Here is a 19,874-nt window from a genome sequence, read left to right on the forward strand (position 1 = left end):
CCCGCGCCGCGTCCGAAATGACTCCCGACATCATCCAGAACCTCATCCAGACCGGCCTGCCGGGTGCCCGCGCCCAGGTGCAGGGCGACGACGGCGTGCATTTCGAAGCCACCGTGGTCGCCGAGGCCTTCCGGGGCAAGCTTCCGCTGGCCCGCCACCGCATGGTCTACGCCACCCTGGGTGATCGCATGGGCGGCGAGATCCACGCCCTGGCCCTGCGCACCCTGACCCCTGAAGAAGCAGAAAAATAACAACATGGCGAAGATTGTCATTACCGGCGGCGAGCCGCTCAGCGGCGAAGTGCAGATCTCGGGCGCCAAGAACGCCGTGCTGCCCATCCTGGCCGCCACCTTGCTGGCCGACGGCCCGATCTCCATCGGCAACGTCCCGCACCTGCACGACGTCACCACCACCATGGAGCTGCTGGGCGCGATGGGCGTACAGCTGATGGTGGACGAAAAGCTGACCATCACCGCCGACCCGCGCTTCATCACCAGCACCGTGGCGCCCTACGAGCTGGTGAAGACCATGCGCGCCTCGATCCTGGTGCTGGGCCCGCTGCTGGCGCGCTTCGGCCATGCCGAAGTGTCGCTGCCCGGTGGCTGCGCGATCGGCTCGCGCCCGGTCGAACAGCACATCCGCGGCCTGCAGGCGCTGGGCGCCGAGGTCACGGTCGAGAACGGCTTCATCAAGGCCCGGGCCGAGCGCCTGCGCGGCGGCCGCTACGTGTTCGACATGATCACCGTCACCGGCACCGAGAACGTGCTGATGGCCGCCGCGCTGGCCAAGGGCACCACTGTGCTGGAGAACTGCGCGATGGAGCCCGAGGTGGTGGATCTGGCCAACTGCCTGATCGCCATGGGCGCAAGCATCGAGGGTGCCGGCACCAACCGCATCATCGTGCACGGCGTGGACCGCCTCAACGGCATCCACTACGACGTGCTGCCCGACCGCATCGAGGCCGGCACCTTCCTGGTGGCCGGCGCCATGACCGGCGGCCGCGTGATGGTGAAGAAGGCCCGCGCCGACACCATGGACGCGATCCTGGTGAAGCTTGAGGAGGCCGGCGCGCACATCAACACCACCGCCGACACCATCGAGGTGGACATGCGCGGCAAGCGCGCCAAGGCCATCAACCTGACCACCGCGCCGTACCCGGCGTTCCCGACCGACATGCAGGCGCAGTTCGCGGCGCTCAACACGGTTGCCGAAGGCGTGGGCGTGATCACCGAGACCATCTTCGAAAACCGCTTCATGCACCTCAACGAGCTCTCGCGCCTGGGCGCCGACATCCGGGTGGAGGGCAACACCGCCATCATCCGCGGCGTCGAGCGCATGACCGGCGCGCCGATCATGGCCACCGACCTGCGCGCCTCGGCTTCGCTGGTGCTGGCCGGCCTGGTCGCACACGGCGAAACCGTGGTCGACCGCATCTACCACATCGACCGCGGCTACGAGAACATCGAAGAAAAACTCGGCACGCTGGGCGCCAAGATCCGCCGCCTGCCGACCTGATTGTAGAGAGCTCTTGCCGCGGATCTACGCGGATAAAAGCCGATAAGAGCGGATGAGTCACTGTCGGGTTGGTGGAACGAGGAAAGGGGTTGCGTTCTGAACGCAACCCCTTTTCGTTTCTGCACTATCGGCATTTATCGGCTTTTATCCGCGTAAATCCGCGGCCAATCTTTTCTACCGGATCGCGGTGATCCGCATGTCCAGGGTTTCGCCGTCGGATTCGTACTGCTTGATGCGCAGCGGCAGCCAGCCGCGTTCGCGGGCGAACCAGATCTTGGTGACGCGGCCGTTGCCGTCGTCGCGGATGCGCTCGACCCGCACCGCGCGCTGCACGCCGATCGCGGTCTGCAGGCGCACGTTGTCGGCGACGCGGTAGCGCTGGGTTTCGGCGTCGCGGCGGTCGGCCACGTAGTAGCTCAGCTCCTGGCCCTCGGTCACGCCGGCGGCCAGGTCGGACATGATCGCGGCCGTCAGGCCGTGCTTGTCCAGCAGGCCGGGACGGTAAGGGATCTGGGTGGTTTCGCCCTTGTAGGTGCTGTTGGCGCTGCGCTGCGCGGCGCTCACCACCAGGTCGAGCTTGCGCTCGCTCCAGGCGGCCTTCTGCTGCATGCGGTACTCCACGGTCTCGGGCGCCGGGCCGCTCCACGACAGCACGCTGCGCTCGTCGCGGCGCGCGCCGGCGGCGGCGTAGAGGCCCTGGGTGGCGCCGGTGCGGGTCTGCATCTCCCATCGGCCGCCGCCCAGCGAGCGCAGCACGATGCTTCCGGAGCCCAGCTTCTTGTCGTTCTGGAACACGTCGTAGTCGGCGCTGAAGGCCTGCGGCGGCGCCGCGGCGATGGCGGCGGAAGCGGGCAGCAGCAGCGAGAGGGCGAGGATGAGGGTGCGCATGGTCAGGCTCCGGTGAGGCGGTCGTCGGCGCCCAGCATCAGCGGCGAGGACAGGCGTTGGCCGTCGTGTTCGACATGGCCGGGGAAAAGGCGCAGGCGGCCGGTGGCGATCAGGCCCACGGTGGCGACCAGCAGTGCGTGCTCGCGCGGCAACAGGCGCTGCGCGAGCGAGGCCGCATCGTCGTGCGGACGCACGTCGATCCGCACCTGCGACAGCAGCGGGCCGGCGTCCAGTGCGGGTATCACCGCGTGCACGCTGGCCCCGTGCTCGCGGTCGCCCGCGGCCAGCGCACGCGCATGCGTGTCCAGGCCCGGGTAGCGGGGCAGCAGGGAAGGGTGCACGTTGATCATCCGGGCTTCGAATCGCTCCAGCGCGGCAGCGCCAATGATGCGCATGTATCCCGCACACACGATGAGGTCGGGCTGAACGGCCGCCACCGCGCTGAACAGCGCTTCATCATGGGCCGCCCGCTCCGGGTAGGCGCGGGGCGCCAGCGCCACCGCGGGCAGGCCTTGCGCGCGCGCGAACGCGATCGCACCGCAGGCGGGCTTGTCGGAGAACACACCAACGATGCGGGCCGGCAGGTGTCCGTCCGCGATGGCCGTGGCGAGGGCCTGCAGGTTGCTGCCGCGGCCCGAGGCCAGCACCGCGATGCGCAGCATGGGCTCAGCCGATGTGGACGCGTTCATCGCCCCGCGCGGCGACCACCTGGCCGATCGCGCGGTGCGCCAGGCCCAGGCGGTCCAGGTGCGCGGCCACCGCCGCCACGTCGCCCGGTGCCAGCACCAGCACGAAGCCGACGCCGCAGTTGAAGGTGCGCCACATCTCCGCGTCGGGCACCGCGCCTTCGCGCTGCAGCCAGTCGAACACCGGCGGCAGCACGATCGCCGAGGCGGTGATGTCCAGGCCCAGGCCTTCGGGAATGACGCGGATGATGTTTTCGGTGAGGCCGCCGCCGGTGATGTGCGCCATCGCGTGCAGGTCGTGCGCGCGCAGCAGCTCCAGGATCGGCTTCACGTACAGGGTGGTGGGCGCCATCAGCGCGTCCACCAGGCGGACGCCGCCGACCTCCAGATCGGCGGGACGGCCGGCACGGTCGTAGATGCGCCGCACCAGCGAATAGCCGTTGGAATGCGGGCCGCTGGAGGCGATGCCCAGCAGCACGTCGCCGGCGCGCACCTTGGCGCCGTCGAGCAGCTGCGACTTTTCCACCGCCGCCACGCAGAAACCGGCCAGGTCGTACTCGCCGGGCGGGTACATGTCGGGCATCTCGGCGGTCTCGCCGCCGATCAGCGCGCAGCCCGAAAGCTCGCAACCCTTGGCGATGCCCGACACCACGGCGACGGTGGTCTCCACCTGCAGCTTGCCGGTGGCGAAGTAGTCCAGGAAGAACAGCGGCTCGGCGCCCTGCACCAGCACGTCGTTGACGCACATGGCCACCAGGTCGATGCCGATGGTGTCGTGGCGGTCCAGCTGCTGGGCCAGCTTGAGCTTGGTGCCGACGCCGTCGGTGCCCGAGACCAGCACCGGCTCCCGGTACTTGCCCGAGAGGTCGAACAGGGCGCCGAAGCCGCCCAGGCCGCCCATCACCTCGGGGCGGAAGGTGCGCTTGACCAGGGGCTTGATGCGCTCGACGACTTCGTTGCCGGCATCGATATCAACGCCTGCATCGCGGTAGGTGAGGGGAGTGGGCGTGGTCACGGCGGGTCCGGCGCTGGGGAAGCGCGCATTCTACCAGCCGCCCCGCGCCCGCGGCCCGGGCCCGGCGACCTTGGCTGTCGTGCCCGCGCCGTCCGCGGGTTGGACGGCTGCGGTGCGCTTGCGGCACCATGACCACTGTATCGTCCGGTAGTCCCCCCATGCGCCTGAATCTGCTGCTGCCCTGCCTCGCCCTGCTGCTGGCCCCGGCCTTCGCGCCGGCACAGGCACCGGAGCCTGTCGTCAGTGAGGCCAGCGAGCCGGGCTTGGCCGGGGGCGAGCCGGTGCGGGATCCCAGCCTGTACCAGGCCGAGGTCACCCTGACCTCGCAGGGCGCCGGTGAGCGTCGCACGGCGGCGGCCCGCGCCCTGGGCCAAGTGGTGGTCAAGCTGACCGGCAACCCGCAGGCGGCCGGCCATCCGGTGGTGCGCCGGGCCATGGCCAATGCCGAGTCCTTCATCACCGACACCCGCGCGTCCGAAACCTCGTCCGACCAGGAAGGCAATACCGCCGTCGGTGGCGTCCCGGTCTACAAGACGGTGATGAGTTTCGCCTTCGACCCGGGGAGCGTGGATGCCCTGGTTGCCGGTGCCGGCCTGAACTACTGGGGCGGCAACCGTCCGCGCCCGATCCTGTGGCTGGCCATCGACGACGGCCGCGGCGCGCGCCTGGTCAATGCCCAGCAGCTGGCGGTGGTGAAGCCCCTGGCCACCCGCGGCCTCGAGCGCGGCCTGCGCTTTGGCCTGCCTGCCGGCTCGGCGGTCGAACAGGCCGCGGTGCAGACCATCTGGGCGCAGACGCCGGCGCCGATGCTTCCGCTCACCGCACGCTACGGCAACCAGACCCAGCTGCTGGGTCGGCTCTACCGCGCCGGCCGCGGCTGGACGGCGGACTGGGTGCTGAGCAGTGGCGACAATGAGCTCTCGCGCTGGTCCTTCAGCGATGCCAGCCCGCAGCGCGCGATCGCCTCGGGTGCCGACGGCGCCGCCGATGCGCTGGCCCGACGCGACGCGGTGGCGATGAACGTCGGCACCCCCGGCATGCTCGACGTGGAGATCGTGGGCCTGCGCGACGCCGCCGGCTACACCCGTGCCATGGGCTACCTGCAGACGCTGGCCGTGGTGCGCAGCGTGCGCGTGGTCTCGGCCGAACCCGAACGCCTGCAGGTGCAGCTGGACCTGGCGGTGGGCCCCGAAGGCTTCGCCCGTTTCGTCGCCGCCGGCGACATCCTGCAGGCCGACCCGCTGGCCGGCGACGGCAACGCCCGGTACCGGCTGCAGCCATGACTCTGCGGCACCTGCCGAACACCATCACCGGGCTGCGCCTGGTGATGGCCCCGGTGCTGCCCTGGCTGCTGATGACCGGGCATCCGCGCGCCGCGCTGTGCCTGGCGCTGGCGGCCGGCCTGAGCGACCTGGTGGACGGCCAGCTGGCCAAGCGCTTTGGCTGGCAGAGTCGCCTGGGCAGCCTGCTCGACCCGATCGCCGACAAGCTGATGCTGGGCTGTGCGCTGGGCGGACTCTGGGCGCTGGGCGTGCTGCCGTCCTGGCTGGTGCTGCTGGTGCTGGCGCGTGACGTCGTGATCGTGGCCGGAGCGGCGGCCTGGTGGCGCCTGGCCGGTCCGTTCGATGCGTCGCCCAGTCTGCTCAGCAAGCTGACCACCGCCGTGCAGGTGGGCCTGGTCCTGCTTTGCCTGGTGCAGCTGGCCGGCTGGACCGTGCCGCTGCAGGTACTGAAGGAGGCCGTGGTGGCGGTGGCGCTGCTGACCTTCCTCAGTGGCATGGACTACGTCATCCGCTATGGTGTGCGCGCGTGGCAACACAACAGGACTCCCCCGGCATGAGCACCCTCGTCCGTTCCCATCCGCCGCAGGACCACCGCCGCTGGCAGTGGCTGGCGCTGGCCGTCGCCTTTGGCGTGCTGGTATGGCTGCTGGCACCGATCCTCACGCCTTTCGTGATCGCCGCGCTGCTGGCCTGGCTGGGTGAGCCGCTGGTGCGGCGCATCGAGCGCGGCGGCCGCACCCGCACCACCGGCGTGGTGCTGGTGTTCTGCCTGATGACGTCGGTGATCGTGCTCGCCGTGCTGCTGCTGGTGCCGCTGATCGAAGGCCAGGTGAGCAAGCTGATCGACTGGCTGCCGCGCCTGGGCGCCTGGTTCACCGGTACCGCCTTGCCCTGGGCCGAGCGTCGCTTCGACCTGGACCTGGCCGGCTATTTCGACCCCAGCCAGCTGATCGAACTGCTCAAGCAGCACTGGCAGGAAGCCGGCGGCGTGGCGGCCACGGTGTTCGGCGGTGTGTCGAAGTCCGGCCTGGCGGTCCTGGGCTGGATGGCCAACCTGGCGCTGATCCCGGTGGTGACCTTCTATTTCATGCGCGACGGCGCGGCCATGCTGGCCCGCGTGCGCGAGCTGCTGCCGCGCCCGATCGAACCGGTGGTGGTTCAGCTCACTCAGGAGTCGGACCAGGTGCTGGGCGGCTTCATCCGCGGCCAGTTCAGCGTGATGATCTCGCTGGGCGTGATCTACGCGACCGGCCTGACCCTGGTGGGCCTGGAGCTGGGCATCCTGATCGGCATCGTCGCCGGCCTGGTCAGCTTCGTGCCTTACCTGGGCGCGATGATCGGCGTGGCCGCCGCGGTGATTGCCACCCTGGTGCAGCACGGGGACCTGCTGCACCTGGCCCTGGTGCTGGGCGTGTTCGGCCTGGGCCAGCTGCTGGAGAGCTTCTGGCTGACGCCCTGGCTGGTGGGCGACAAGATCGGCCTGCATCCGGTGGCGGTGATCTTCGCGATCATGGCCGGCGGCCAGCTGTTCGGTTTCCTGGGCGTGCTGCTGGCGCTGCCGGTGGCCGCGGTGCTGGTGGTGGTGCTGCGCTACGTGCACGGCCGCTACACGCACAGCCGGCTGTACGGCGCCGACGAGTCCGGATCCGAGGCGGCCGCCGCGGCGCGACAGATCCCGGTGGGCGCGGAGGGCGATGCGTACCCCAACATCGACGAGCCGATGCCCGAAGGCCCGGGATTCGGCCTGGCCGATGGCCCCGGCCACGTCGCTGATCCGCCGGAAGCCCGCAGGGACCCGCCGGTTTCCCCGTGAGCAGCCCGCAACTTCCGCTGAGCCTGCGCACGCCGCCCGACCAGCGCCTGGACGCCTTCCACGGCGCGCCGGAGCTGCGCGCGCTGGTGGGCGCGGTGGCGCGCGGCGAACGCGCCGACTGGCTCTATCTCGACGGCCCCGCGGGAAGCGGCAAGACCCACCTGCTGCTGGCGGCCTGTGCCGAAGCCACCGCGAACGCGCGCCGTGCGGCCTACCTGCCGCTGGCGGCGTTCGCCGGGCGCCTGGGCGACGCCCTGGCCGCGCAGGAAGGCGCCGACCTGGTGTGCCTGGATGGGCTTGAACACATCGCCGGGCAGGCGACTGACGAAGAGTCGCTGTTCCATTTCCACAATCGCGCGCGCGCCGGCCAGGCGGTCGTGATGTATGCCGCGCGCGCCAACCCGGCATCGCTGGGCCTGGGCCTGCCCGACCTGGCCACGCGCCTGGGCCAGTGCACGCGCGTGGTGCTGGCGCCGCTGGACGAGACGGGCCGGCGCGACGTGCTCCGCCAGCGCGCGGCGCGCCGTGGCCTGGTGCTCGACGATGCGGTGATGGACTACCTGATGCGCCGCACCGACCGCGACCTGGCCAGCCTGGGCGCGCTGCTCGACCGCCTGGACAAGGCCAGCCTGGCGGCCCAGCGGCGCATCACCATTCCGTTCCTGCGCAACCATTTGTAGTGGTTCACGCCAGGCTCCGGAACGCCAATTCAATTCGCGACGACGATCTGGTCGCGGCCGCGGTGCTTGGCTTCGTACAGCGCCGCATCGGCGCGTGCCAGCAGGTCGTTGAGCAGGTCGCCCTGGCCGTAGGTCGCGATGCCGATGCTGAGCGTGGATCCGAAGCGTTCGGCGCGCTGCCGGTACTCGGCGGCCAGCCGCTCGGCGAAACGTTCGGCCTGCGCGGCCGAACAGTCCGGCAGCAGGCAGGCGAACTCCTCGCCGCCCAGGCGTGCGGAGAATTGTCCCGGACCGATGCGGTTGTCGATGATGCCGCCCAGCTCGCGCAGCAGTTCATCGCCGGCCTGGTGGCCATGGGCATCGTTGACGCGCTTGAAGTAGTCCACGTCGATGAACAGCACGGCCGGCTGCTTCCCGGCGTCCAGCGCATCCTGCATCGCCGTGCCGGCCAGGTTCAGCCAGCCGTGGCGGTTGAGCAGGCCGGTGAGCGGGTCGCTGACCGCGCGCTGCCACAGGCTGGCCACCTGGCGATCCATGCGCGCGGCCAAGTTGGCGCGCGCACGGCGCAGCACCAGGCCGGCGGTGGCGCTCATCACGAAATAGAAGCCGAAGGTCAGCTTGTCCTGCAGGGAGACCTGGGTGAGCGAGAGCAGCAGGTAGCCGGTGATCGCGGCGCACAGCGCCAGCCCGGCCAGCGCCACGCGCGGACGCACCATCAGCGGCAGGCCCGCGATCGGCACCAGCAGGAAGCCGGCCAGCGACAGCGCCGACATCTCCCGCCAGTCGCTTCCGGGCTGCACCAGGCTCACCAGCAGCAGGGCCAGAAAGACGAAGCCCAGCGCCAGCCGCTTGCGTAGCGACACCAGGTGCCGGTAGCTGGTGGCCATGGCCATCAGCAGCGCCGCGGCGAAGCCCTGCCAGGCCAGCATCGCCGGCAGGTCCCAGTGCGCCAGCGCGTCGGCGGCCACGCGCGCGATCTGCATCACCGCCACGGCCAGCAGCAGGTTCGACAGCGGCAGGTGCAGCAGCTTGATCTGGCGGCGGTGCTGCTCGCGGCGCTCGTGCGGCGGCATGCCCGCCAGCTCGCCTTCCAGCGTGCGGTACAGCGCTTGCCTGAGGCTGGCGAACATCGGTACGGGCATGGGCTGGGCCGGCGCGCGGGGCGTCGGCGGAATTCCGGTAGGAGGGCTGGCGGCGGCCGGGGCCGGCGTGGCGAGGGCTACATTTAGTGCAAGCGCGCCGTCGGCGCAAGTTTGCGTGCCCACGCTAGGCGCGCGCGGGTGAGCGCAGACTTAATGGCGCGGCGCAATGTGGCGAACTGCGACGGTGCGCACACGCCCGTCGTGCAGGGCGCGCCGCGTTCAGGCCTCGGCGTCGAGCGCGGCCAGGCGTTCGGGCGTGCCCACGTCGGTCCAGATGCCGCGGTGGTGTTCGCCCGTGACCTGACCGGCACGCATTGCTGCACGCAGCAGCGGCGCGAGCTTGAAGCGCGGCGGATCGAGCTCGGCACCGGCGGCGCCGGCGATCACCGTGCGCCAGCCCTGCAGCAGCGCGGGCCGGTACACGCCGATGCCGGAGAAGGTCAGGCGGGATTCGCCGGCAGCCTGCACCTGGCCGTCGGGTCCCAGCGCGAAATCACCGCCGGGGTTGTGGTCGGGGTTGTCCACCAGCACCAGGTGCGCCAGGCCGGCCGGCTCGTTCGGCAACTGCGCGAAATCGTGGTCGCACCAGATGTCGCCGTTGACCGCGAGGAAGGGCGCGTCGCCCAGCAGGGGCAGGGCGTGCAGCATGCCGCCGCCGGTTTCCAAAGGCTCGGCGCCCTCGTGGGCGTAGTGCAGGCGCAGGCCCCAACGGCTGCCGTCGCCCAGCGTTGGCGCAAAACGGTCGGCCAGCCAGGCGGTGTTCACCACCACGTCGTGCACGCCGATCGCCGCCAGGCGCTGCAGGTGCCAGGCGATCAGCGGCTGCCCGCGCACGGGCAGCAGCGGCTTGGGCGTGTGGTCGGTCAGCGGCCGCATGCGTTCGCCCTTGCCGGCCGCGAACACCAGGGCCTTCATGGCCGCGGCACCGTCAGGTCGCGGTCGCCGATCACACGCTCGATCAGGTCCACCAGCGGTGCGATGTCGGGGTAGCGGCGGCCGACGTCGCGGGTGTAGCGCCACACCAGCGGCAGGTCCTGCAGGTAGCCGGCCTTGCCGTCGCGGTACCAGAGCCGGCAGAAGATGCCCAGCACCTTGATGTGCCGCTGCAGTCCCATCAGGTCGAAGGCGCGGCGGAAGGCGGCGCTGTCCGCCGGTGCCAGGCCGGACGCCTGCAGCTGCAGGCGGTAGTCCTCGACCCATGCCGCCACGCGCGACTCGGGCCATTCGATGTAGCAGTCGCGCAGCAGCGATACCAGGTCGTAGGTGACCGGGCCGCGCACCGCGTCCTGGAAGTCGACGATGCCCGGGTTGTCGCGGTCGGTGATCATCAGGTTGCGGGAGTGGAAGTCGCGGTGCACGAACACCTGCGGCTGCGCGCGCGCGCTGGTGACCAGGGCGCGGAAGGCGACCTCGACCACGTCCCAGTCGGTGCATTCGGGGGTGAAGCCCAGGTGCCGGCGCAGCAGCCACTCCGGCATCAGCTCCATCTCGGCCACCAGCCGCGGCTCGTCGTAGTCCGGCAGGCCATCGGTATCGGCGTGGCGCTGCATGGCCAGCAGGGCCTGCAGGGCGTCGCCGTAGTAGCGATCCGCGGTGGACTCGTTCAGCTCCGGCAGCAGCTGGCGGTCGCCCAGGTCTTCCATCAGCACGAAGCCGCGCTCCGGGTCGGCGGCCTGGATCTCGGGCACGTGCAGGCCGGCCCGCGACAGCCGGGCGGCGATGTCGAGCCAGGGACGGATGTCCTCGCGGTCGGGCGGCGCATCCATCACCACCCAGCTGCGGTCGGCCGAGCGCGTGCGCCAGTAGCTGCGGAAGCTGGCGTCGTTGGACGCGCGCTCCAGCGGGGCCTCGGGGTCGCCCAGGGCGCGGCGGGTCCAGTCGAGGCGGAGGGATTCGCGGGTGTGAAGGGTCATCCGGACGGGGCCGCTGTGCGGTCCTTGCTTGGCTTGGCCGTGATTATGACGGAAGGCCGGGAGCGACTGCCGCCCTCTGGCGGCGCGGACAGGCCGGCTGGCGGAGGGGCCAGCCTGAACCACGCCGCGAACTGGTCCGTGCGATTTCAGCGTAAGCTTTGTGGCCGAACGTCCAGATGACCACCCCCCGGGTTCCCGTACGTTCCCCAAGTCGTTCCCCGCAACGACAGGCTAACCACGAACCCGGCATGTACACAGCGCAGACCCCACCATTTTCCGTACCGGAACGCCTCCTCGTCGCCGCTCCCCGCGCGCGGGTGTCGTGCCTTGGGACCAGGCCGAGGGGGACTGAACTCCATGGCCCGTAGCCTGGACCACGCCTCACAGCAGCTCCTGCTGCTCGTTGCCCGGGACCGCCTCTCGGAAACTCAGCGCAGCCGCGCCCGTGAACTCGCCCGGCAGGTTGCGGATTGGGATGCCTTTGTGCGCGTGGCGAACGGGGCGCTGGGCATCTGCCTTGCCCATGCCTGCCTGTCCCGGATCGACGACGCGGGCATCCCCTCGTCGGTGCTTGAAAGGATGCGGCTCGGCGCACGGGCGCAGGCCACCCGCTCGCTGCTCATCGAAGCGACCTACCGTCACTTCATGCAGCAGTGTCTCGCGCCGTCCGGCGCGCGGCACGTGTTCTTCAAGGGACCTGCGCTGGCGGAGCGCTATTACGATACGCCCGCCCACCGACCTTGCCGTGACCTGGATGTGCTGGTGGCCCCGGCCGACGTGCTCGGCCTGGTCCAGCGTGCCATGGCCGAAGGCTACCGTCCGTATGAGCTCGCCGCCGCCAGTTCTCCGCGCGACATCGCCGCCTGGGTGAAATACGGCAGCGTCTTCCCGATGGTCTCGCCCTCGGGCGTGCTGGTCGAGATCCACCAGTCCTTCGATCACGGCGACGGTTTCTTCGACGCCCGGGCTATGCTGGATCGCGCGGAAACGCTGCCCTACCGTGGATCGACGATGCAGGTGCTCAGCACCGCCGACCTGTTCGCCTACGTCTGCATGCACCACACCCGCCATTTCTGGTCGCACCTGCACTGGTTCGCGGACCTGGACGCGATGTCCCGCCACGCCAGCTTCGACCTGGCGCAGGTGCGCGCCACCGCCGAGTCCATGGGCATGCTGGCCACGGTGGATGCCTGTCTGGACCTGCACCGGCTGGCGGCCAGCGGTCACTGGTCACCCGAGCCAGCCCCGGATTCGGCCGAGCAGGCCCTGCTGGCGGGCGCGCTGGCTTGCCTGATGGGCGGGCGGGCGCGCGAGGACGAGCTGCGCGCCACGCGACTCTCCAGCGATCGCGCCTTCGCCTGGCAGATGCCCACGCTTCAGCGCTGGGCCTATCGCGCCCGCAGCCTGCTGCGCAAGGCGCGCCCCACCTTTTCCGACTACCTGGCCTGGCCGCTGCCCGCGCCGCTGCAGCCGCTGTACTACCTGACCCGGCCGGTGCGCGCCCTGGCGGCGCCGGCGCATCGGGGCCATGCGCGGATCCGGCCCGTGGCGGGCCTGGTGCGACCCGACCGCGAAGGCTGACGATGGGGTCGATCTTCGGCGTGTTCGATCCCCACGGCGACGGCGTCGAACCGGGAACCGTCTCGCGACTCTCGGAGGGCCTGACGCACCGTCTCAGCGACGTGAACGGCCACTGGGAGTCCGGCCGGTGCGCACTCGGGACCAGGCTGCGCCATACCACTCCCGAATCCATGCTCGAGACGGCGCCGGCACCCACCGAAGAGGGTCTGGTGATCGCAGGCGATACCCGCATCGACAACCGGGATGAACTCAAGCAATTGCTGGGCCTGGGCGCCTCGCCGTGCGCGGACTCCCGGCTGGTGCTGGCGGCCTATCGTCAGTGGGGTTGGAAGTGCGTGGACCACCTGGTGGGCGACTTCGCGTTTGCCCTGTACGACCCCGCGCGCGGCGAACTGTTTTGTGCCCGGGATCATTTCGGCGCCAAGCCTTTTGTCTATGCCGATGCGCGCGGGAAGTTCTCGTTTGCGTCGCAGGCCCGCGCCCTGGTCGGCAGCGGATTGGTTTCGGACGCCAAGGACGAGCGACGCATCGCGGATTTCCTGCTGCGTCGCCTGGACGACAAGCAGTCCACGTTTTACAGCCAGGTTCGAAGGTTGCCTCCCGCTCACTGCCTGGTTGTCACGCGCGAGGGCCTGAAGACCTGGCGATACTGGCGGCCAGACGCCACAGGGCCGGAACTTGCGCTTGACGACGACCAGGCGGCGCAGCGGTTCCGGGTCCTTTTCACCGAAGCGGTAGCGTGCCGGCTACGTTCGGCGTTCCCTGTCGGCAGTTTCCTCAGCGGCGGACTGGATTCCTCGTCGGTAACCCTGGTGGCCCATCGGCTGTTGGCGCAGCAGGGGATTGCGCTGCCGGTTTTTTCGGCCGTGTTCCCGGGCGTGCCGGACTCGGACGAAAGTGGCTGGATCGAGATCGTGGCCAAGGCCGCCGCGGCCGAAGGGCCGCCGTTGGACCAGCACCGTTTCCTGGCCGACCGGACCGGACCGATGGAGGCCATGGACGCCATCATCCCGCACCTGGATGGGCCCAGCACTGCGGCCAATCTCTACCAGCCATGGGGAATGTTGGGCCAGGCCAGGGACGCCGGGGTACGGGTGATGCTGACCGGGCACGATGGCGATACCGTCGTATCCCACGGTTACGCCCTCCTCACCGAACTGGCCCTGGCCGGCAAGTGGTCCGAGCTGCAGCACCAGATCCAGGCAATTGCAGGCGAGCTGGAAAACTACGGCGAGGTGGCCCCAGTCCTTCTTCGCACGTATGTGCGGCAGGTTCCGGCTCTGCTGTGGCGAAGAGGCCGGCCTGCGACCGCGCTGCGTGCGTTCCGGGTGATCCACGGCCAATTCGGACTATCCCGGCGCGCGATGCTGGAAGCGTTCCCCGCTCCCTGGTCAACGCTGGCTCGATCCCTGCGCCCCGCGAAGGCCCGGCGGGCCTCCCTGCCACCTGGCATAAGCCCCAGCTTCGCCGCGCAGCCGGTCTTCAGGGAAAGGCAGGCGGGCCGCAGCCCCATACCTGCCGAGTCGGTGCGGCAAGACCATGCCAGGGCATTGGATTCGGGCCTGATGACGGCCGCCTTCGAGGAGTTCGAGCAGGTTTCCGCCGCGTTTGGCATCGAGAGCCGTCACCCCTTCTTTGACAAGCGCCTGGTCGAGTTTTGCCTTTCCCTGCCGGCGGGGCAGAAGATAAGGGAGGGATGGACCCGGGTGGTGCTGCGAAACGCGATGCGAGGGGTTCTGCCGGAGCCGGTGCGAACCCGGCGGGACAAGTCCAACCTTGGCCACAACTTCACACTTAGCCTTGTGACGGGTGCCGACCGGATCGGAACGGGCCTGGAACCGGCGCCGCCCGGTATGGACGGCTACTGGGACCTGGCCACCCTCCGGTCCGCCTTGGCGCGATACCGGGCGGGTCCCACTTCCCGGGATGCGCTGCTCTTGTACCTGGCGGCCGGTTTCCGCGCCTGGCTTGTCCGAGGCTGAACGGGGGGCTTGAGCGCGTTCCTTACCGCTTGACGGCCCGGCCGGCGATCTCTACAGTCCCACCTACCTACAGGGGGTACCAAATGAACAACGCAACCGAGTCCAAGCAGTCCTACGTCAAGCCCGAACTGGTTTCGCTGGGCACCGCCCAGGAAATGACCCAGTCCATCAACGTCGCTGCTTCCGGCGACCAGCAGTTCTCGATCCTGGACAGCTGAATCTTGATGGCGTCCGTCCGGCGCAGGCCGGGAGGGCATCAGTGGCATCCGAGCCCGTCCCCTCTCGCGAGGTGGCGGGTTTTGTTTTGATGGCCCCAGTGGCCCTACAGTGAAGTCTTGCCAGTGAACAGCACCGCTTTCGACCCGGGGATCCGCTTCGCCCGGGCGCCTGACGCACTTGCCACCGAGGTGGACGGCGAAATCCTTTTGCTCAGCGTCGACAAGGGCCGTTACTTCAGCCTTACCGGCGTTGCCGCCAGCGTCTGGGAGCGACTGGCGCGGCCGGCCACGCTCGATGAGCTCGCCGACGAGGTAGCGCGGCGTTACGAGGTCGGGAGCGATACCTGCCGCCAGGACGTGGACGACTTTGTCCAGCAACTGCTTCAGGCCGGACTGGCCGTGCGTGCGTGAGTACACAACCGCGCCGCGGCTCGTGGCGTCGGTTGTCCTGGCTTAGCGCCGCCTGGCTGCTTCCTGTGTGGTTGCTGCTCGGGCTGGCCCGTGGATTGATCGCGGTCATTCCTTTCCGCCGACTAGCGCAGGCACTTGGGCAGGCGCTAGGACCCGTCGGGTTCGTGCCTACGCTTGATGCTTCTCAGCGGGCCCGTGCAGTTTCGCTCGGCCGGATCATCCGGGCCGTGGCCAGACGCACGCCCTGGACATCGAATTGTTTTCCCCAGGCGGTGGTCGCGCGGTGCCTGCTGGGCCTGTATCGCATTCCCTATGTCCTGCATCTTGGGCTGGCACGGGATGCGTCCGAGCCGACCGGATACCGTGCACACGCCTGGGTGGTGGCAGGGCCGGAGTACATCACCGGCGGAAATGGCTTTCGCCGCTACCACGTGGTGGGCGCTTTTGCGGCGCCATCCCTGGGCCTGGTGATTTCGCCTCAGCCTTCGGCGACGCGCGCCAGCAACGGCGCCAGCGCGTCGTCGAACCCCTCCAGCGACCTGGGCCTGCGGAACCGGTAGACCTCGATGCAGCGTGCCAGCTCGGCGCACTGCAGGAACAGTGCGCCGCGCGGCCTGAGCCAGTCGGCCATCTCCGGACGATAGACCGAGGCCATCACCGCTGCCAGCGCCTCGCGCCCCCGCATTGCTTCGATCTGCGGGCCGTGCTCGGTCGCCTCGATAAGCACCAGCGCGCGGAGCGGCGCTTCCTGGGCCGACGTCAGCGCCGGCTTTCCGAGGTGGAATTTGTCGAAGCGCATCAAGTCACGACTCAGGCCTTCCGGGCCGATGGCCATGGCTTCGAGTGCATCCCGCCAAAGCTTGACCCGCGGCGGCCCCCGTCGGATAAGCGCCTGCCCGCGATCGGCTACCACCACCGAAACGTCGTCGCTGAGCAGTTCCCAGCCCTCGCGCTGCTGAAGCCACGCGGCCAGCGTCGATTTTCCGGCTCCGGAGTGGCCCGTGAAGGCCCAGGCGCCATCGGGTGCCAGCACCGCGCTCGCATGTAACGCCAACAAGCCGCGCTGGTGCAGGACCGCGCCCAGCGCCGTGCCCAGCAGATAGAGCCGGACATCGGCCGGCTTGTCCTTTGCCTCGTCATCGACCTGCACAACGATGCGCCGGCCACCGGTGGCGTGGTAGCGGGCCACGCCTTCCACGTGGAAGAGGAACTCGCCCTGGGCCGCCTGCCATTGCGGGCCACGGCCAGTGACCTGCGTCAGCTCCCGCGGCGTGGCGCCCGCGACAATCTCCACGTCCGGTGGGGCGTCCCGGCCCGCCGCCAGTTCCGGCAGCTCCAGGTCGGACGCGATCTCGAGTCCGTGGACGAGGTAATGGTGGCTTCTTGCGGCCATGATCAGTGCTCCGGGTCCGCAGCGTCAGGTAGCGTCATTCGCTCCCGGTAGAAATGCGCCTGGCTCTCGAACAGCCGGGCATAGGCGCCATCGCGGGCGATCAGCTCATCGTGGCTGCCGGCCTCGAGGATCGCGCCGTGCTCGAGCACGTAGATGTAGTCGGCCTGGCGGATGGTGGACAGGCGGTGGCTGATCACCAGCGCCGAGCGGCGGCCGATGATGCTGCGGAAGTCCTTGAACAGCTCGAACTCGGCGGTGGGGTCGAGCGCGCTGGTGGGTTCGTCCAGCACGATGATGCGCGAGTCGGGCAGGAAGGCGCGCGCCAGCGCCACCTTCTGCCACTGGCCCTGGCTGATTTCCTGGCCGCCGTCGAACATGCGCGTCAGCGGGGTGTCGTAACCGGCCGGCAGGTCGCGGAGGAAGGCGTCGGCCCCGGACTTGATGGCGGCCTCCACGACGCGCGGCGAGTCCTCGGGAACGCGCACGTCGCCAAGCCGGATGTTCTCGCGCGCACTGGCCGCGTAGCGCGCGTAGTCCTGGAAGATCACGCTGAACAGCCGCCGGTAGGGCTCGATGCCGAATTCGCGGACGTCCTGCCCGTCCAGGGTGATGCGGCCGCGGCTGGGATCGTAGAGGCGGGTCAGCAGCTTGATCAGGCTGGTCTTGCCCGACCCGTTCGCACCGACCAGGGCGACGACGCGGCCTTCGGGAATGTGCAGATGGATGTCGCGCAGCACCTCGCGCGTCGTGCCGGGGTAGGTGAACCCCACGCCCTCCACGCGCAGCCCGTCGCCGCGGGCGGGCGGCAGTGGCGCGGCCACCGGCGCATCCACCAGGGCCGGCTGGATGTCCAGGAACTCGAACAGCAGTCCGACGTAGAGCTGGTCTTCGTACAGCTGCGAGGTCTGCTGCACCATTTCCTGGCCCATGGCCTGCGCGCGCTGGAAGATCACCAGGAACAGCGCCAGGTCGCCGACGCTGTTGCGGCCCGCCACGGTTTCGTAGGCCAGGAAGCCCAGCGCGCCGAAGAAGGCGAGCGTGCCGAGCGCGGTGACCAGCAGTTCCAGGCGGGTGCGCCGCGCCCCGATGCGCAGCTGCTCGTCACGGACCTGGCCGCGCAGCGCACGGTAGCGATCGGCCAGGTAGTGGCCGAAGTGGCCCAGCCGTATTTCCTTGGCATGGGTGTCGGACGTCATCAGCCAGTCGAGATAACCCGCCTGGCGCTCCATCTGGGTCCGGCGCTTGCGCCAGTCGTAGAGATGGCGGGTGAAGTAGAGGCGCACCGCCAGCGCCGGCAGTACCACCACCGCCAGGATGGCCAGCAGCAGCCAGTTGATGGACCCCATCAGCACCACCACGCCGCCCAGCAGCAGCACGTTCTTGCCCAGCATCAGCAGGTTGGTGACCACCTGGGCCGGCCGCTGGCTGCCTGCGGCGCGGGCCCGCTGCAGGGTGTCGAAGTAGCGCGGGCTCTCGAAGAAGGCCAGGTCGGCGCGGATCGCGCCGGCATGGATCAGCCCGTTGATGTGTTCGGCCAGGTACAGGCCCTGCGCCTCGCGTGCAAACGCCGAGACGCTGCGGGCTGCCATGAAGGCCAGCGTGCAGGCGCCCGTGAGCACCACATCCCGCAGCAGCCCGTCCATCGCAGGCGCACCGGCGGCGCCCAGCACCGAGGTCACCGAGTCGATCAGGGACTTGATCAGGTAAAGGGCCGCGAGGCCGAAACCGATCTCGGCGGCCATCATCAGCGTTCCCAGCACGGTCCAGCCGGGGGCGCTGGCCCACAGCAGCGGCACCATGCGCCGCAGCGCCCGCAGCGGGGCGGTAAATTTCGAACGTTTGCTCATCGACTGGCTTGCCCCGTCCCTGGCCGACGCCGCCCCGGAAGGGCCGTCGCATCGCGGGCGGCATTGTCACGCCTTTTCACCCGGCTGGCACGCGCACAGGCAGGAAGCACCCGGCTGACACCGATGCACCGCGCCGCGAGGCTGAACCGGAACCTCGGGCGGGCGGTCTGCACTGGGCGCAGACCGGCAGGGCAGGGTACTCTCGCCACATGGCCGAGCTGTCCGCGGCCGGGCCACGGGCCTCCCCCGCGCCTGTCATGGAATGCTAGTAAACTTCCGTGACCCTGTTCGCACATTCGCCGATGACCGCCCCCGGGGTTGTTTCGTGAGCCCGCCGGCGTCCCCCAGGGACTTCCGGCCTTAAAACTTTGGCGCGGTATGGATATTGTTGGGCTCTTCCTACAGTTCGACCTCGAGAGCTGGCTGCGGGCGGCATTCGCCGTGGTCATGTGCGCGGTGGTCATCCCCGCGGTACTGCCCCTGGCGCGCCGGCTGGGCATGGTCGACCACCCCGGCGGCCGCAAGCAGCATGACGCCGCCATCCCGGTCATCGGGGGCCTGGTCATCTTCATCGCCCTGGCCCTGACCCACCTGAGCTTCGAATCCGGGCTGTCCCCGCAGTCGCTCACCTTCATCGCCTGCGCCGGCCTGCTGGTCGTGGTCGGTCAGCTGGACGACCTGTGGGACCTGCACTGGTCCTGGCGCATCGCCGCCCAGGCGACCGCGGCCCTGATGATGATCTACATCGCGGGACTGCAGGCAACCAACCTGGAGGACGTGTTCGGCTTCACGGGCTCCAACATGGGCCTGTTCGCCGTGCCGTTCACCGTATTCATCGTAGTCGGGGTCATCAATGCGCTGAACATGGCCGATGGCGTCGATGGCCTGGCGGGCAGCCTGTCGCTGGTCTCGCTGATGCTGTTCACGGCGTTCGCGCTGTACGGCGGTGACCTGTCGCTGGCCGAGCGGCTGCTGGCGCTGTGCGGCTCGCTGGTAGGTTTCCTGCTGTGGAATGCGCGGCTGCCCTGGCAGCCGCGCGCCCGCGTGTTCCTCGGCAACGGCGGCAGCATGCTGCTGGGCTTCGTGATTGCCTGGACCTCGGTGCGGCTGACCCAGGACCCGGCGCATCCGGTGTCGCCGGTGCTGGGTCCCTGGACGCTGGCGCTGCCGCTGATCGATTGCGTGACGCTGATGATCCGGCGCTGGCGCCAAGGCAAATCGCCATTCGCCGCCGATCGCCATCACATGCACCACATGCTGCTCGACGCCGGGTTCTCGCCCACGTGGGTGGTTCTGATCCTGGCCGGCACGTCGCTGGCGCTGGGCATCGGCGCGGCAGTGGCCCTGAAACTGGGCATCTACCGGCCGCTCCTGGTGCTGGTGTTCCTGGCGCTCCTGGCCGGCTGGTACGTATTCAGCCGCGACTACGACCGCGCGGTCGCGCGACTGCGCCGCTATTCCCGGCACCCGGACGTCCCGGCGCCAGAGACGGCCCGGGAGGCCTGAG

20 protein-coding genes are annotated in these 19,874 nt (G+C 69.7%); 12 read left to right on the forward strand and 8 right to left on the reverse strand.

Translation table 11 applies throughout. The features are described 5' to 3' along the window. Nucleotides 1-17 precede the first annotated feature (17 nt). Together ACOQFR_RS02925 and murA are read left to right on the forward strand one after the other, a co-directional pair. Nucleotides 18-251, forward strand: a complete 234-nt coding sequence (locus ACOQFR_RS02925) for a BolA family protein (protein ID WP_421378329.1) — start codon at nt 18-20, stop codon at nt 249-251. Between the two features lie 4 nt (nt 252-255). After that, complete coding sequence (gene murA / locus ACOQFR_RS02930; RefSeq protein ID WP_421378331.1) at nt 256-1,515, forward strand: UDP-N-acetylglucosamine 1-carboxyvinyltransferase; 1,260 nt, start codon at nt 256-258, stop codon at nt 1,513-1,515. Between the two features lie 174 nt (nt 1,516-1,689). On the opposite strand, the gene ACOQFR_RS02935 is transcribed toward murA, so the two are convergent. Genes ACOQFR_RS02935 through purM form a run of 3 tightly spaced genes read right to left on the reverse strand, consistent with a single transcriptional unit; the run spans nt 1,690 to nt 4,104 of the window. Beyond that, a complete protein-coding gene (locus tag ACOQFR_RS02935; RefSeq protein WP_421378333.1) occupies nt 1,690-2,403 on the reverse strand; it encodes a DUF3108 domain-containing protein in 714 nt (237 codons plus the stop codon). A 2-nt stretch (nt 2,404-2,405) separates the two neighbouring features. Continuing rightward, entirely contained in the window at nt 2,406-3,065 is a 660-nt protein-coding gene (gene purN / locus ACOQFR_RS02940) for a phosphoribosylglycinamide formyltransferase (RefSeq protein ID WP_421378335.1), read from the reverse strand. Between the two features lie 4 nt (nt 3,066-3,069). Next, on the reverse strand, nt 3,070-4,104 hold the full coding sequence (purM, locus tag ACOQFR_RS02945) for a phosphoribosylformylglycinamidine cyclo-ligase (protein ID WP_421378338.1): 1,035 nt from the start codon (nt 4,102-4,104) through the stop codon (nt 3,070-3,072). A gap of 158 nt (nt 4,105-4,262) precedes the next feature. Here purM and ACOQFR_RS02950 point away from each other — a divergent pair, with 158 nt between their 5' ends. From ACOQFR_RS02950 to hda, 4 genes are read left to right on the forward strand one after another with little or no spacing between them, the layout of a single operon-like run. Next, nucleotides 4,263-5,387, forward strand: coding sequence for a DUF2066 domain-containing protein (locus tag ACOQFR_RS02950; RefSeq protein ID WP_421378340.1), 1,125 nt, complete (start codon nt 4,263-4,265; stop codon nt 5,385-5,387). Continuing rightward, entirely contained in the window at nt 5,384-5,944 is a 561-nt protein-coding gene (locus tag ACOQFR_RS02955; RefSeq protein ID WP_421378342.1) for a CDP-alcohol phosphatidyltransferase family protein, read from the forward strand. Before ACOQFR_RS02950 ends, ACOQFR_RS02955 begins: the two co-directional genes overlap by 4 nt. After that, nucleotides 5,941-7,200, forward strand: coding sequence for an AI-2E family transporter (locus tag ACOQFR_RS02960; protein ID WP_421378344.1), 1,260 nt, complete (start codon nt 5,941-5,943; stop codon nt 7,198-7,200). Before ACOQFR_RS02955 ends, ACOQFR_RS02960 begins: the two co-directional genes overlap by 4 nt. Further along, nucleotides 7,197-7,880 (forward strand): DnaA regulatory inactivator Hda, encoded by a 684-nt coding sequence (gene hda, locus ACOQFR_RS02965; protein WP_421378346.1) that lies wholly within the window; start codon nt 7,197-7,199, stop codon nt 7,878-7,880. The genes ACOQFR_RS02960 and hda overlap by 4 nt, the downstream gene beginning before the upstream one ends. A gap of 29 nt (nt 7,881-7,909) precedes the next feature. Here hda and ACOQFR_RS02970 read toward each other — a convergent pair whose 3' ends face one another. From ACOQFR_RS02970 to ACOQFR_RS02980, 3 genes are all read right to left on the reverse strand, one after another. After that, nucleotides 7,910-9,022, reverse strand: coding sequence for a diguanylate cyclase domain-containing protein (locus ACOQFR_RS02970; protein ID WP_421378348.1), 1,113 nt, complete (start codon nt 9,020-9,022; stop codon nt 7,910-7,912). Nucleotides 9,023-9,241: 219 nt separating this feature from the next. Further along, entirely contained in the window at nt 9,242-9,937 is a 696-nt protein-coding gene (gene murU / locus ACOQFR_RS02975; RefSeq protein ID WP_421378350.1) for an N-acetylmuramate alpha-1-phosphate uridylyltransferase MurU, read from the reverse strand. Continuing rightward, on the reverse strand, nt 9,934-10,935 hold the full coding sequence (locus ACOQFR_RS02980) for an aminoglycoside phosphotransferase family protein (RefSeq protein ID WP_421378352.1): 1,002 nt from the start codon (nt 10,933-10,935) through the stop codon (nt 9,934-9,936). Before ACOQFR_RS02980 ends, murU begins: the two co-directional genes overlap by 4 nt. Before the next feature lie 357 nt (nt 10,936-11,292). On the opposite strand from ACOQFR_RS02980, the gene ACOQFR_RS02985 reads away from it, so the two are divergent. The 5 genes from ACOQFR_RS02985 (at nt 11,293) to ACOQFR_RS03005 (ending at nt 15,687) form a co-directional block, all read left to right on the forward strand. After that, a complete protein-coding gene (locus ACOQFR_RS02985) occupies nt 11,293-12,516 on the forward strand; it encodes a nucleotidyltransferase family protein (protein WP_421378354.1) in 1,224 nt (407 codons plus the stop codon). A 2-nt stretch (nt 12,517-12,518) separates the two neighbouring features. Next, nucleotides 12,519-14,498 carry a lasso peptide isopeptide bond-forming cyclase gene (locus ACOQFR_RS02990; protein ID WP_421378357.1) on the forward strand — a complete coding sequence of 660 codons (1,980 nt, stop codon included), beginning with the start codon at nt 12,519-12,521 and terminating at the stop codon, nt 14,496-14,498. An 83-nt stretch (nt 14,499-14,581) separates the two neighbouring features. Next, a complete protein-coding gene (locus ACOQFR_RS02995) occupies nt 14,582-14,716 on the forward strand; it encodes a hypothetical protein (protein WP_421378359.1) in 135 nt (44 codons plus the stop codon). A gap of 123 nt (nt 14,717-14,839) precedes the next feature. Then, a complete protein-coding gene (locus ACOQFR_RS03000) occupies nt 14,840-15,127 on the forward strand; it encodes a PqqD family protein (RefSeq protein WP_421378361.1) in 288 nt (95 codons plus the stop codon). Between the two features lie 65 nt (nt 15,128-15,192). Next, nucleotides 15,193-15,687 (forward strand): lasso peptide biosynthesis B2 protein, encoded by a 495-nt coding sequence (locus ACOQFR_RS03005; protein ID WP_421378363.1) that lies wholly within the window; start codon nt 15,193-15,195, stop codon nt 15,685-15,687. On the opposite strand, the gene ACOQFR_RS03010 is transcribed toward ACOQFR_RS03005, so the two are convergent. Further along, nucleotides 15,606-16,520: a hypothetical protein gene (locus tag ACOQFR_RS03010; RefSeq protein WP_421378366.1), complete on the reverse strand. Its 915-nt coding sequence runs from the start codon at nt 16,518-16,520 to the stop codon at nt 15,606-15,608. The two genes, ACOQFR_RS03005 and ACOQFR_RS03010, sit on opposite strands and share 82 nt — an antisense overlap. A gap of 2 nt (nt 16,521-16,522) precedes the next feature. Continuing rightward, nucleotides 16,523-18,367, reverse strand: coding sequence for an ABC transporter ATP-binding protein (locus tag ACOQFR_RS03015; RefSeq protein ID WP_421378369.1), 1,845 nt, complete (start codon nt 18,365-18,367; stop codon nt 16,523-16,525). 378 nt (nt 18,368-18,745) lie between these two features. Between ACOQFR_RS03015 and ACOQFR_RS03020 the strand changes: the two genes are divergently transcribed. Further along, on the forward strand, nt 18,746-19,873 hold the full coding sequence (locus ACOQFR_RS03020) for an MraY family glycosyltransferase (protein WP_421378371.1): 1,128 nt from the start codon (nt 18,746-18,748) through the stop codon (nt 19,871-19,873). The last annotated feature ends 1 nt before the right edge of the window (nt 19,874 follow it).

This window comes from Arenimonas sp. MALMAid1274 (assembly GCF_049195245.1).
GTDB lineage: Bacteria > Pseudomonadota > Gammaproteobacteria > Xanthomonadales > Xanthomonadaceae > Arenimonas.